This window comes from Streptomyces sp. NPDC048604 (genome assembly GCF_043199435.1).
Taxonomy (GTDB): Bacteria; Actinomycetota; Actinomycetes; order Streptomycetales; family Streptomycetaceae; genus Streptomyces.
This window is the reverse complement of sequence record NZ_JBICVX010000003.1, coordinates 264253-276713: the sequence shown is the minus strand read 5'-3', so window position 1 is coordinate 276713 and position 12461 is coordinate 264253. Positions and strand designations below refer to the sequence as shown.

Genomic DNA, 12461 nt, shown 5'->3' with positions numbered 1-12461 from the left:
TGCAAATGGGGTGCACGCCCCTGGGAGCGGTTCCGCGGGCGGTCCCCGGCGCGGCTCCCGGGCCCCTCGAAAGGGTCTCCGTACGCGGGGCCGCCCCCCGCCTACCCGAATAGGCTTATTAACAGCCTGTGGATAACGTCGGTGGACAACCATGCCGTCACATGTTCGATATCAGGGGGTGCGGGGCGATTCGCCCCGACCTAGCGTGGACACCGGATACCGGTATCTGGAAGGAACCACGCCCATGGCCGTATTCGCAGAGGGCACGCCGTGCTGGGTGGACGTGCAGCTCCCCGACATCGAGGCGGGCAAGCGCTTCTACGGCGAACTCTTCGGCTGGACCTTCGACCCGGCCACCGGCGAGGCCCGGATCGACGGCAAGCGCGCGGCCGGGCTCGTGCCCAAGCGGGACGGGCGGATGCCCACCACCTGGACGGTCTACCTGGCCACCGCGGACGCGGGGGTCCTCGCCGGGCGGATCAAGGCCGCCGGCGGCCAGATGGTGATGGAGCCGTACCCCGTCGGGCCGTACGGGGTCGTGGCGCTGGCCGCCGACCCCGGCGGGGCGGTGTTCGGACTGCGCCAGGGCGGCGAGCGCGACGACGGCATCCAGACGCACATGGAGCCCGGCTCCTTCTGCTGGATGGAGGTGTACACGCGGGAGAAGGACGCCGTGGACACCTTCTACGCCGCCGTCTTCGGCTACGTCGCCCAGGACCTCGCCGAGGGCGACCTCGACTACCGGATCTGGTCCCCGCCGGGCTCGCGGCCCGGCGACGACTCCTCGTTCGGCGGCCGCGCGGTGATCACCGACGCCTTCCCGGCCGAGATGCCCGGCCACGTCCTCGTCTACTTCGCCGTCGCCGACACCGACGCGGCCTGCGCCGCGACGGTCGAGATGGGCGGCCGGATCACCAACGAGCCCTTCGACACCCCGCACGGCCGCATCGCCGTCCTCACCGACAACCAGGGCGCACGGTTCGCCGTCCTCGCGGAGCCGGCGGACGGCAAGCGCGGACGAGCGGCCCGGAAGGCGGACGCGGAGGAGGGCGCGGAGGAGGGCGACGGCGCGAAGGGTGCGACGGGCGCATCGGCCGACGCCGGTACGGACGCCGGTACGGACGGCAGCAAGGCCGGTACGGACGGCGGCGAGGAGGACGACCGCACGGAAACGGCTGCGGAATCCGTCACAGAATCGGCCGCGGAACAGGCCCCCGGAACCACGCGCGAGGCCCCCGCTCCCGCCGAACCGGCGAAAACGGCCGAAAAGTCCGCTGAAAAGCCCGACGATATGACCTAGGACACCCCGATCCGCCCCCGGGTTCGCAACCGCCGCCCGGGACAGGAAGAATCAGGGGGCGACGGGGCCGTACCCTCATGGCCCGTACGGGGAGGTGGCAAGGCAAGTGGAGCAGCTGACGCAGCACGACCCGAGGCGGATCGGTCCCTTCGAGGTGCTGGGCCGGCTCGGCGCCGGAGGCATGGGCCTGGTCTATCTCGCGCGGTCGGCGTCCGGCCGGCGCGTGGCGATCAAGACCGTGCGGACCGAGCTCGCCGAGGACCAGCTGTTCCGCGTCCGGTTCACACGCGAGGTGGAGGCCGCCCGCGCGGTCTCCGGTTTCTACACCGCGGCCGTGGTGGACGCCGACCCCCGGGCCGCCGTGCCCTGGCTGGCCACCGCGTACGTGCCCGCGCCCTCGCTCGAGGAGATAGTGAACGAGTGCGGGCCGCTCCCGGCCCAGGCGGTGCGCTGGCTCGCGGCCGGCGTCGCCGAGGCCCTGCAGTCCATCCACGGCGCGGGCCTGGTCCACCGCGACCTCAAGCCGTCCAACGTCCTCGTCGTCGAGGACGGCCCCCGGGTGATCGACTTCGGCATCGCGTCCGGCGTCTCCAACACCCGGCTGACCATGACCAACGTGGCCGTCGGCACGCCCGCGTACATGTCGCCCGAGCAGGCCCGCGACTCGCGCAGCGTCACCGGCGCCAGCGACATCTTCTCGCTGGGCTCGATGCTGGTCTTCGCCGCCACCGGCCATGCGCCGTACCACGGCGCGAACCCGGTCGAGACGGTGTTCATGCTGCTCCGCGAGGGCCCGGACCTGGCCGGTCTGCCCGATGAGCTGCGGCCGCTGATCGACTCCTGCATGCAGATGGACGTCTCGCTCCGGCCCAGCCCGGCCGATCTGCAGGCCCAGCTCGCCCCGCACCTCTTCGGCCCCGGCAGCGACGACAGCGGCACCGCCTCGGCGTGGCTGCCGCAGAGCGCCGTCGCCATGATCGAGACCCGGCGCGGCGGCCGCACCACCCTGCCGCACCCGCCCGGCCCGGGCCCGTCCGGACGCGCCGCCACGCCGCCGCCCCCGCCCGGCCCGCCCCCGTCCGGGCCGCACCACAGCGACCCGCGCGCTCCCGCCCCCGTCGGCGTGGGGCCGGTCGGCGGCCGGCACGCCGGACCCGCCGAGTCGGCGCACGGCGACGGCGGTCCGGTGCGGCTGGCCGGCGCGGCCGTGCCGATCGGCCCGGGCCCGCGGGTGGCCGACACCCGCGCCTCGATGGTCGCCGACACCGGCCCGGCCACCGGCTGGGTCCGTCCGCCCGGCGCGGAGCCCGGCCCCGCGCCCGGTTCCCGTCCGCTGCCCGGGCCGGCCCGCCCCGCCGAGCCGCCGGCCGAGCCGGAGCCCGGCCACTGGCGGCCCTGGCGGTTCCGCATGTCGAACGACGTCTGGGGCACCCCGGTCGTCGACGGCGACCTGCTCTACGTGACCTCCTTCGAGGTGCACGCCCTGGACACGGCCAGCGGCCGCCGCCAGTTCAAGACCAAGGACGTCGCCTGGTCGATGGCGGTCGCCCAGGGCCGTATCCACGCCTCCGACGGGCCCACGCTGTACGCCCTCGACGCCGCCGGCGGCGCGGAGCGCTGGCGGCTGTCTACGGACGCCTGGGTGTACTCGCTGAAGGTCGACCGCGGCACCGTCGTCACCGGCACCCGCGGCGGCGGCGTGCAGGGCTGGGAGGCGTCCAACGGCGCGAAGCTGTGGGAGCTGAGCGGCGCGCAGACCGACTTCGAGACTCCCGAGGCCGGCCCGGCGGTGCACGGCGACACCGTGTACGTATGGCGGAACGCCCGCCTCCAGGCGCTGGACGCGCGCACCGGCACGGAGCGCTGGTCGTACCCGATCGGCGACGCCGCGTCCTGCGGGAACGTGCCGGTCCGGGTGGCCCCGGCGGAGGACGGCTGCGTGTACGTCGCGGCCGGTACCCGCGTGCTGTCCATCGACATCGCCGGCGGCCACGTCCGCTGGCACTTCGAGGCCCCCGCGGTCTTCCTGTCGCCGCCCGCGTTCGTGCCCGGCCCGGCGGTGACCGGCGGCGGCGTGTACCTGGCCGACTACCTCGGCACCGTGTACGCGCTGGACGCGACGACCGGCCAGGACCGCTGGCGGATCGCCACCGAGCAGCGCCAGTCGGGCGAGCCGGTCCTGGTGGACTCGGGCAACGTGCACGTGGCCAGCGGCAGCGCGCTGTACACGCTGGACGCGGTCACCGGCACGCCGAAGTGGCGGTTCCCGGCGGGCGGCGCGATCACCGGCAGCCCGGTGGTCGCCGACGGCCGGCTGCACTTCGGCTCCGCGGACCACGTGCTGTACACGCTGGACGCGGCCGGCGGCCAGCTCCGCTGGAAGCTGGCGACCGGCGGCGAGATCACCGGCTCGCCGGTGGCCCGCGGCGGCGTCGTCTACGCCTGCAGCAAGGACCGCTGCGTGTACGCCCTGGACGCGGTGAAGGGCACCGCGACGGGTCGCGGCGCGGCGCAGGCGCGGGCCTGACGGCACCACCGGGCGACTGCGCGCCTCACCGCTGTCGGCCCGGCGGCTGTCCGCCGGGGCCTTGGTCCTGGTCGGGGGCGTCCCACTGCGGGACGTCCATCGTCCGGGTGGGTTCCCCGTACCCGTCGTACGGGGACTGCGGCTGCTGCTGCGGGCCGCCCTGCGCCGGGTGCGTGGGGTGCGCCGGGTGGGTCGGGTGCGTCGGCTCCGTGAGCCGGGTGCGGTGTCCGGCGTGCCGGCCCGGCATCATCGCCGCGGCCGCGAGCAGCAGGAGCGCGCCGCCGAAGGCCATCGCCACGCCGGGGCCGAGACCGGCCCCGTCGCTCGCGACGGAGAGGCCGTCCTCCACCTGGCCGACGCGGACCGCCCACAGGATCGTGAAGCCGAGCACGATCAGCCCGGCGAGGGCGACGAGCAGCCGGGAGCGCAGCACCACGCCCACCAGGGTCACCAGGGCGGCGAAGGCGTACGGCAGCAGGATCGAGCCGATCACCTCGGCCCGTACGTCCGTGATCCCGCCGAAGAGGTCCTCGATGCGGTAGTCGGTGCCGTGACGGCCGTCGTACCAGGCACGGAAGGGGCTCCATACGGCGGCCGTCGCTCCGGCGAGCGCCAGGACCGAGCCGACGATGTTGCGGATCATCGCGCGGCCTCCTCGGGTCCGGCTCTCGGTCCCGACGCTACGCCGGGTGCGGATGCCCCGCCACGCGGCGCTAGTGTGGCGCGAACACGTCAGGATCGGTGAAGGAGCGGGACACGGTGGGTGCGGGACGACGGCTGCGGTTCACGGCGGTGCTGGTGGTGGTCGTGCTGGCGTTGACCGGTTTCCAGTCCGGCAAGAGCAGCGGCGGCAGCGGCGGGAAGAGCCGCAGCAAGAGCAGCAGCGGCGGCGGCTGCTCCAGCTCCAAGAAGAAGAACCACGACGACGACGATTACGAGTACGACGGCAGTGGCAGCGGGGGTTCCGACGCGTACCCGACCGACTCCGCGCCGACACCCACCGTCACCTCCTCCACCGCTCCGGCGGAGGTCACCGTGGTGGATTGCGTGAAGTTCGCGCAGAAGAAGCGCAAAGGCCGGCCGGCCCGCAAGGCGGACACCACGGCCTCCGTCCGGATCACCTCGCGGGCGGCCGTGACCGAGACCTTCCGCGTTGAGCTGGAGTTCCTTGACGCGGGCGGGATGGAGCGGGACGACGCGAGCAAGACCGTCACGCTGGAGCCGGGACAGACGCTGACCGTCGACGTGCCGATGTCCTCGCCGTCGGCGGTCGATCAGGTCAGGAAGTGTGAGATCGAGGCAGTCAGCGTCCAGTAAGGTGACGTGCGCCCGTCAATACCCATCCCGACGGGTGTTCAAACTCGCCTGCCTGCGCATTCGCACACACTCAACGGGGGTTGAAGCGTGAAGCTTCGTCAAGTCCGTGCCATCGCCGTCTTCGGTATCGCCCTGGTCGCGCTCACCGGCGCCCGCGGTTCCCACGGGGCCAGCTGCGGCGGCGGCTCCAGCAGCGGCTCCAGCCACTCCAGCAGCAGCGGTTCCGACAGCAGCAGCAGCTCCAGCAGCTCCTCGGGCAGCGTCAGCGGCGTCGGCGGCTCGTCGCGCGACCGCGCCTCCCGCGACATCAAGATCGATGAGTGCGCGCTCAGCGCGGACGGCAAGAACCTCGTCGCCAAGCTGACGATCACCAACACCGACTCCTCGGCGTACCTCTACGACGTCACCATGCAGTTCAAGGGCGACGCCGGAAAGCCTGCCGGCCTGGCGATCGCGCAGGTCAACGACCTGCGCGTCGAGGCCGGCGCCTCGAAGTCCACCGAGGCCACCACCCCGTACACCGGCACCGGCGACGGCTCCGAGTACACCAAGTGCGAGGTCGCCTTCGCCGACCGCACCGCGGCCTGACGCGCCTTCCCGGCGCACCGCCTCAGCGGACCCGGAAGCCCCCGCCCCCGCCCCGCCCCGTGAACAGCCCGGCCTGCCGCTCCGGCGGCAGGTTCCCGAGCGTCACCAGGTGCGGGGCGTGGGCCAGGGCGGCCGTGCGCCCCGGCTCCTTCGCCGACCACAGGGCCCGTACGGTGCCCTGCACCGCCTCCGTCGGGTACGAGGCGACGACGGCCGCCGCCGCCCGCGCCGCGGCGAGCGCCCCACCCGGCTCGGTCACCTCGCTGACCAGGCCCGTCTCGTACGCCCGCCGGGCCGAGACCCGTTCGGCCGTGCCCATCAGGGCCATCCGGGCGACTTCCCCGTACGGCATCCGCTGGGCCATCAGGATCGTCTCGAACGCGGAGACCATGCCGTACGTGGTGTGCGGGTCGAAGAACGTCGCGTCCTGCCCGGCCACCACGAACTCTGATTCGGCGATCAGGTAGAACGCACCCCCGCAGGCCATCCCCTCCACCGCCGCCACCACGGGCTTCCACAGGTCGTTCGCCTTGGGGCCGATCGCGAGCAGCGGATCGTCGATCGTGTACGGCGACGAGGGCTGCGGCACGTTCCGCGCCGCGTCCCGGTCGATGCCGGTGCAGAAGGCCCGGCCGCCCGCGCCGGTGACGACGATCGCGCGGATGTCGTCCTCGTACCGGAAGCCCCGCCACACCTCGCCCAGCCGGTGCGCCATCTCCAGGGTGATCGCGTTGTGCTTCGCGGCCCGGTCCAGGGTGACGACCGCGACCCCGGTCTCCTTGTCCCGCTCCACGGTGATGCCGGGGGTGTCGGGGGCGCTCATCCGCGCTCCAGCAGCCAGCGGGGCACGGTGACCCCGTCGATCTCCGTGAACGCCACCTTCACCGCCGCGCCGATCCGCAGCCGCGCCGGGTCGACGGAGTTCAGCGGGGCATCGGGGGCGGCGACGACGTTGCCGGCCAGCCGGATGCGGGGCGCGTCGGCGAGTTCGACGAGGACCGCGTTGTACGGGGCCTGGGCGGCGTACTCGGGCAGCAGCGGCGGGTGCGGGATCACGTACGACCAGATCCGGCCGCGGCCGGACATGAGCCGCCACTCGCTGTCGAAGGACCGGCAGTGCGGGCAGCAGGGGCGGGGCGGGAAGCGCAGCTCGCCGCAGTCGGGGGCCGCGCAGGCCTGGACGCGCAGCTCGCCCCGGGCGGCGTACGCCCAGAAGGGCGCGCCGTCCTCGTCGACGACGGGACTCAGCATGGCGGATCAACTCCTCAGCAGGACGGCTGACGTGGGGACGCCCTCGCCGGCGGTGACGAGGCAGGTGGCGGCGTTCGGGACCTGGGCGGTGGACGTGCCGCGCAGCTGCTTCACGCCCTCGTTGATGAGGTTGAAGCCGTGCACGTACGCCTCGGAGAGCCCGCCGCCGCCGGTGTTGATCGGCAGCCGCCCGCCGATCTCCAGCGCTCCGCCCTCGGTGAACGCGCCGCCCTCGCCGCGGTCGCAGAAGCCGTAGCCCTCCAGGGACAGCGGGATCAGCGGGGTGAAGGCGTCGTAGATCTGCGCCACGTCGACGTCCTGGGGCCCGAAGTCCGCCTGTTTCCACAGGTGTCGGGCGGCGGTCCAGGCGGGGCCGGTGAGCGGGTCGTCGTTCCAGTAGTTGACCATGCCGTGGTGCTGGGCGGGCAGGCCCTGGGCGGCGGAGTGCACGTACACGGGCTTCTGCCGGCAGTCGCGGGCGCGTTCGGCGGAGACGACGACGCAGGCCAGCGCGCCGTCGGTCTCCAGGCAGTTGTCGAAGAGGCAGAGCGGCTCGCTGATCCAGCGGGCCGTCATGTACATCTCGCGGGTCAGCGGCCGTTCGTACATCATCGCGGCGGGGTTCTGGTTGGCCCGGTTGCGGCAGGCGAGGGCGACGTTGAACAGGTGGTCGCGGGTGGCGCCGTACTCGTGCATGTAGCGGCGGGCCAGCATGCCGATCTCGTCGGAGGGCCGGAGCAGCCCGAACGGCCGGGTCCACTGGCCGGGGGTGGGCAGCTGGACGGCGGTGTTCTTCCAGGGCCGGGGCCCGGAGCCGCGCTTGCGGGACCGCCAGGCGACGCCGACGGTGGCCTGACCGGCGGCGATGGCGGCGGCGAGGTGTCCGACGGTGGCGCAGGAACCGCCGCCGCCGTAGCCGATCTTGCTGAAGTAGGTGACGTCGCCGGCCCCGATCGCCTTGGCGACCTCGACCTCGTCGGTCTCCTCCATCGTGTACGAGGCGAAGGCGTCGACCTCGGAGGGCGCCAGCCCCGCGTCGTCGAGGGCGGCGAGGATCGCCCGGCAGGCGAGCGTCTTCTCGGACTCGGGGAGCCGTTTCGCGAAGGAGGTCTGCCCGATCCCGACGATGGCTGTGCGGTCCTTGAGCACGGCAACCCCTCCGGTCGTCCTCACTGCTGACAGCGCGTCAGGCTACAGCTAATCTGACGGACAGTCAGCTACTTGTCTTCGGACGGCTCGATTGCTCTTCGATACCGGCTCTTTGGAGGGGTGCGGATGCGCGGCGACCTGGAGTGGAGCTCGATACCGAGGCTGGTGCGCGCGGCGGCGGAGCGGTACGGGCCGCAGGAGGCCGTCGTCGAGGGCCGGCTGCGGGTCTCGTACGCGGAACTGGGCGAGCGGGTGGAACGCGCCGCGGCCGCGTGCATCGCGACCGGCGTCCGGTCCGGCGACCGGGTCGCGATCTGGGCCCCGAACACCCTCGACTGGATCGTCTCCGCGCTGGGCGCGGTGACGGCGGGCGCGGTCCTCGTCCCCCTGAACACCCGCTTCAAGGGCACGGAGGCGGCGGACGTCCTGGCGAGGTCGCGGGCGCGGCTGCTGTTCGTCACGGGCACCTTCCTCGGCACCTCGTACGTGGCCTCGCTGCGGCGGGCCGGGGTCGAACTCCCCGACCTGGAACGGGTCGTGGTCCTCGGCGACACCGCCCCGGACGACTACACGACCTGGAAGGAGTTCCTCGCGGCGGGGGACGGGGTGAGCGCGGCGCAGGTGCGCGCGCGGGCGGACGCGGTCGACCCCTCGTCCCCCTCGGACATCGTCTACACCTCCGGCACCACCGGCCGCCCCAAGGGCGCGGTGATCAGCCACGCCCAGACCCTGCGCTGCTACGACGTGTGGGCGGAGCTGGCGGGACTGCGGCAGGGCGACCGGTACCTCATCGTGAACCCGTTCTTCCACACCTTCGGCTACAAGGCCGGCATCATCGCCTGCCTGATGCGGGGCGCGGTGATGATCCCGCAGCCGGTGTTCAACGTGGACACGGTGCTGGCGAACATCGCGGCGGAACGGGTCTCGGTGCTGCCCGGCCCGCCGACGCTGCACCAGTCGCTCCTCGACCACCCGGCCCGCACCTCGTACGACCTGTCCGCGCTGCGGCTCGTCGTCACCGGCGCGGCGGTGGTGCCGCTGCGGCTGGTGGAGCGGCTGCGCGGCGAACTGGGCGTGGACACGGTGCTCACGGCGTACGGCCTGTCGGAGGCCAGCGGGATCGTCACGATGTGCCGCCGCGGCGACGGGGCGGAGGTCATCGCGACGACGTCCGGCCGGGCGATCCCGGGCACGGAGGTCCGCCTGTCGGAGGCGGGCGAGGTCCTGGTCCGCGGCCACAACGTGATGCGCGGCTACTTCGAGGACGAGCAGGCGACGCGGGAGACGATCGACGAGGACGGCTGGCTGCACACGGGAGACGTCGGCGTCCTGGACGAGTCGGGCAACCTGCGGATCACCGACCGCATCAAGGACATGTTCATCGTCGGCGGCTTCAACGCCTACCCCGCGGAGATCGAGCAGCTCCTGGGCCTCCACCCGGACGTCGCCGACGTCGCGGTGATCGGCGTCCCGGACGCGCGGCTCGGCGAGGTCGGCAAGGCGTACGCCGTCCGGCGGCCCGGCGCGACGCTCACCGCGGACGACCTGATCGCCTGGTCGCGGCGGGAGATGGCCAACTACAAGGTGCCGCGGCAGGTCGAGTTCGTGACCGAGCTGCCGAGGAACGCGAGCGGCAAGGTGACGAAGGGCGAACTGAGGGAGCGGGCCGCGCAACCGGGGGGTCAAGTGGGCGCGTGTTAAGAGCAGTTGACGCGCCACCTCCCACACCTCCCCAAGACTTCGGAGCGGTCCGGTGGAAATCGAGATCCCGCTGTCCCTGACGTCCCGGCAGGCCGCCGTCGGCGTGGGCCTGACGCTCGAGCTGCCGTCCGGCCCCGCTCACGTGGACGTTCCGCCGGGCGTCCGGGACGGCGACCTCGTCCGCGTCCCCACCGCGCCCGGCGCGCCGGGCGCGGTCCTGCGCATCAGCGTCCAGGGCGGCCCCGCGGCCCCGGTGCGGAAGTCGGGGGCGCTGGGGCCTCTGGTGACGCTGGGCGTGGTGGGCGCGGTGATCGCGGCGCTGGTCCTGACGGCCGGCGGGGAGGACGACACGGAGCCCACGGCGGGCCCGACGTACGGCTCGTCGTACGAGCCGAGCTACGGCGCGACGGACGAGCCGACGGACGAGCCCACGGAGTACTCGTCGGACGAACCTTCGGACGCACCGACGTCCGCACCGACGTCCGAACCGACGTCCGAGCCGACGTCCGAGCCGACATACGCGCCCGCCCCCGACCCGACGACGGAGGCGCCGCCGGACCCGTACGACGCGGGCACCTGCCTCAACGGCACGCTGCCGGACTCGACGACCCCGGAGAGCGTGAGCGACGTGGACGAGGTGTCGTGCTCGGCCTCCGACGCGCACTACAAGGTGATCCAGACGATCCCCTTCACCTCCGACATGAACCGCTGCCGGAACAACCCCCGTACCCAGTACGCCTTCTCGTACCGCTACACGATGAACGGCGCCACCATCAACGAGTACGTGTACTGCCTGATCGGCCTCGGCGCCTACGCCCGCTGAATCGTGCCGGGCAGCGGCCCCGCCGGGTGGACGGTGATGTCGAAGGCGGGCCCGGGCCGGTCGAGCAGCTTCGGGACGAAGGCGGGGAGCACGCGTTCGAGGAGTGCCTGCGCCTCGCGGTGCGTGAACTGGGCGCCGAGGCAGGCGCGGGGCCCCAGACCGAAGGGGTAGTAGGCGCCGTGCCCGGCGGGATGCCGCTCGGCGAGGTGGGGGCGGTCCGGCCGGAAGGCGTCGGGCTCCGGCCACAGCCCGGGGTCCCGATGGGTGAAGTACGGGCTGGTGAGGACGATGTCCCCGGCGCCGACGCGGTAGCCCGCGAGAACGTCGTCCTCGGTGGCGTGCCGGGGCATCAGCCACGCCACCGGGTAGAGCCGCAGCGTCTCGGCGAGCAGCGCCCGGACGCCGTCGGCGCCGCGTTCCAGGGCCCAGGCGCGCCAGTGCGGCTCCGCGTCGAGGAACAGATACAGCCAGGCGAGGGTCGTGGCGGTGGTCTCGTGCCCGGCGAAGATCAGCGTGGCGACCTCGTCGCGGACGAGCTGCTCGGTGTCGTAGGCCTCGAGCAGCACGTGGAGAAGGCCGGCGCCGGACGGCGAGGCCCGGACCTCGGCGATGGTGCGCTCGACGACGGCGTCGATACGGGCGAACTCCGGGCCGAGGTCGGGCGGGGCGTCGCCGGGCCGGGGGACGACGGGGAGGGCGCCGATGATCGCGTCCACGGCGCGCAGCTCCTCGTACGTCTCCGGCGTCACCGGCCGCCCGGTCAGGCACCGCCAGATGACGTCCAGCGAGTAGAACCGCAGATCGCCGGCGAGGTCCCGGACCTCACCGGTCCCCGACGCACGCTCCCACAGCAGCGAGGCCCGCTCGGCGGCCCCGTCGATCGCCCCCTCGAACCGGCGGATCCCCTGCCCCGTGAAGTGCCGCTGCAGCAGCCGCCGCTGCGCCCGCCACGGGTCCCCGGAGGCGGTGAGCACCCCGCCCCCGAGCAGCGGCGCCAGCCGGTGCGACCGCTTCACATACCGCTCGGGGTGCAGCGCCAGCACGTGGTGCACGGCCTCGGGCTGCGAGACGAGCACGGCGTCCACCGCCCCGAACGACACCCGCGCGACAGGCCCGAGCGCGTTGACGAGACTCAGCAGCTCGAAGACGGACCCCCCTCCGGCCTGCCAGTCGGCGACGACGGCGGGGGAGAGGGCGGGCGGGGCGGGAGCACGATGGGACGTCACGGCGAAGCCTCCGTAGTAGGGGACGGCTCTGACCATGCCCGCGCCGACGCCGTGCGAGTCCTCGACGTGTGCTCCGGTCACTCGCACGCGGTCCGGTGAGCGGTATGGCACCACAGAGGGGCCGGGCTTTCGCCCGGCCCCTCCCTTGTGCGTCCGGTGGGTGGTGCGCTGTGCTCAGCTCGCCGGGATCCCCCGAGCCCCGCGAGCGTCCCCCGAGCACCAGCGCTCCGGCGGTCCGGACGCTACGACCCCGGCGGCTCCCCCGTTGGCGCCGCCGCGGCCGTACCCCGTGGGGGAGTGGCTACTTGGCCGGCTCCGACGTCGCGTGGGCGTCGGTGGGCTTGACCGGCTCGCCGGTGGCGTGGGCGTCGAGCGGCTTGATCGGCTCGCTGGTGGCGTGCGCGTCCAGCGTGGTGATCTCCTCGCCCGTCGCGTGCGCGTCCGTGGGCTTGAGGTTGTCGGCCATGAGGATCAACTCCTGTAGCTGTTCGGTCTGGAGAGCGGAGCGTCCGCCCGGAGACTCCCCCGAGGATCGCCGGGCGGACGTCCAGGGCCGATCACCATAACGGTGGGGCCTCA

General features: G+C 73.4%; 12 protein-coding genes. 6 read left to right on the top strand and 6 right to left on the bottom strand.

The window, feature by feature from the left end; all coding sequences use genetic code 11:
* Nucleotides 1-244: 244 nt before the first annotated feature.
* The gene (locus ACGFMM_RS07850; protein ID WP_393644185.1) at nt 245-1300 is read left to right on the top strand and encodes a VOC family protein; all 1056 of its coding nucleotides are present in this window, start codon (nt 245-247) and stop codon (nt 1298-1300) included.
* 106 nt (nt 1301-1406) lie between these two features.
* Nucleotides 1407-3827, top strand: a complete 2421-nt coding sequence (locus ACGFMM_RS07845; RefSeq protein ID WP_393644183.1) for a PQQ-binding-like beta-propeller repeat protein — start codon at nt 1407-1409, stop codon at nt 3825-3827.
* A 25-nt stretch (nt 3828-3852) separates the two neighbouring features.
* Here ACGFMM_RS07845 and ACGFMM_RS07840 read toward each other — a convergent pair whose 3' ends face one another.
* Entirely contained in the window at nt 3853-4470 is a 618-nt protein-coding gene (locus tag ACGFMM_RS07840; protein ID WP_393644181.1) for a hypothetical protein, read from the bottom strand.
* A gap of 116 nt (nt 4471-4586) precedes the next feature.
* Between ACGFMM_RS07840 and ACGFMM_RS07835 the strand changes: the two genes are divergently transcribed.
* Together ACGFMM_RS07835 and ACGFMM_RS07830 are read left to right on the top strand one after the other, a co-directional pair.
* Nucleotides 4587-5144: a hypothetical protein gene (locus ACGFMM_RS07835; RefSeq protein WP_393644179.1), complete on the top strand. Its 558-nt coding sequence runs from the start codon at nt 4587-4589 to the stop codon at nt 5142-5144.
* A gap of 87 nt (nt 5145-5231) precedes the next feature.
* Nucleotides 5232-5732: a hypothetical protein gene (locus ACGFMM_RS07830; RefSeq protein ID WP_393644177.1), complete on the top strand. Its 501-nt coding sequence runs from the start codon at nt 5232-5234 to the stop codon at nt 5730-5732.
* A 22-nt stretch (nt 5733-5754) separates the two neighbouring features.
* Here ACGFMM_RS07830 and ACGFMM_RS07825 read toward each other — a convergent pair whose 3' ends face one another.
* The 3 genes from ACGFMM_RS07825 to ACGFMM_RS07815 are packed head-to-tail and all read right to left on the bottom strand — an operon-like array spanning nt 5755 to nt 8132.
* Nucleotides 5755-6555, bottom strand: a complete 801-nt coding sequence (locus ACGFMM_RS07825) for an enoyl-CoA hydratase/isomerase family protein (protein WP_393644175.1) — start codon at nt 6553-6555, stop codon at nt 5755-5757.
* Nucleotides 6552-6983 (bottom strand): Zn-ribbon domain-containing OB-fold protein, encoded by a 432-nt coding sequence (locus tag ACGFMM_RS07820; protein WP_393644174.1) that lies wholly within the window; start codon nt 6981-6983, stop codon nt 6552-6554. Before ACGFMM_RS07820 ends, ACGFMM_RS07825 begins: the two co-directional genes overlap by 4 nt.
* 6 nt (nt 6984-6989) lie before the next feature.
* Entirely contained in the window at nt 6990-8132 is a 1143-nt protein-coding gene (locus tag ACGFMM_RS07815; protein WP_393644172.1) for a lipid-transfer protein, read from the bottom strand.
* 126 nt (nt 8133-8258) lie between these two features.
* On the opposite strand from ACGFMM_RS07815, the gene ACGFMM_RS07810 reads away from it, so the two are divergent.
* Complete coding sequence (locus ACGFMM_RS07810) at nt 8259-9833, top strand: FadD3 family acyl-CoA ligase (RefSeq protein ID WP_393644170.1); 1575 nt, start codon at nt 8259-8261, stop codon at nt 9831-9833.
* Nucleotides 9834-9885: 52 nt separating this feature from the next.
* On the top strand, nt 9886-10656 hold the full coding sequence (locus ACGFMM_RS07805; protein WP_393644168.1) for a hypothetical protein: 771 nt from the start codon (nt 9886-9888) through the stop codon (nt 10654-10656).
* Here the strand turns inward: ACGFMM_RS07805 and ACGFMM_RS07800 are convergent.
* Both ACGFMM_RS07800 and ACGFMM_RS07795 read right to left on the bottom strand, forming a co-directional pair.
* Nucleotides 10644-11963, bottom strand: a complete 1320-nt coding sequence (locus tag ACGFMM_RS07800) for a cytochrome P450 (RefSeq protein WP_393644166.1) — start codon at nt 11961-11963, stop codon at nt 10644-10646. The genes ACGFMM_RS07805 and ACGFMM_RS07800 overlap by 13 nt on opposite strands.
* Before the next feature lie 220 nt (nt 11964-12183).
* Nucleotides 12184-12348, bottom strand: a complete 165-nt coding sequence (locus ACGFMM_RS07795; protein ID WP_393644164.1) for a hypothetical protein — start codon at nt 12346-12348, stop codon at nt 12184-12186.
* Nucleotides 12349-12461 lie beyond the last annotated feature (113 nt).

Excerpts from the sequence above, each read along its gene's own strand:
- ACGFMM_RS07850 (WP_393644185.1), top strand. The coding sequence starts at position 245 with ATGGCCGTATTCGCAGAGGGCACGCCGTGCTGGGTGGACGTGCAGCTC.
- ACGFMM_RS07840 (WP_393644181.1), bottom strand. The coding sequence starts at position 4,470 with ATGATCCGCAACATCGTCGGCTCGGTCCTGGCGCTCGCCGGAGCGACG.
- ACGFMM_RS07825 (WP_393644175.1), bottom strand. The coding sequence starts at position 6,555 with ATGAGCGCCCCCGACACCCCCGGCATCACCGTGGAGCGGGACAAGGAG.
- ACGFMM_RS07820 (WP_393644174.1), bottom strand. The coding sequence starts at position 6,983 with ATGCTGAGTCCCGTCGTCGACGAGGACGGCGCGCCCTTCTGGGCGTAC.
- ACGFMM_RS07810 (WP_393644170.1), top strand. The coding sequence starts at position 8,259 with ATGCGCGGCGACCTGGAGTGGAGCTCGATACCGAGGCTGGTGCGCGCG.
- ACGFMM_RS07795 (WP_393644164.1), bottom strand. The coding sequence starts at position 12,348 with ATGGCCGACAACCTCAAGCCCACGGACGCGCACGCGACGGGCGAGGAG.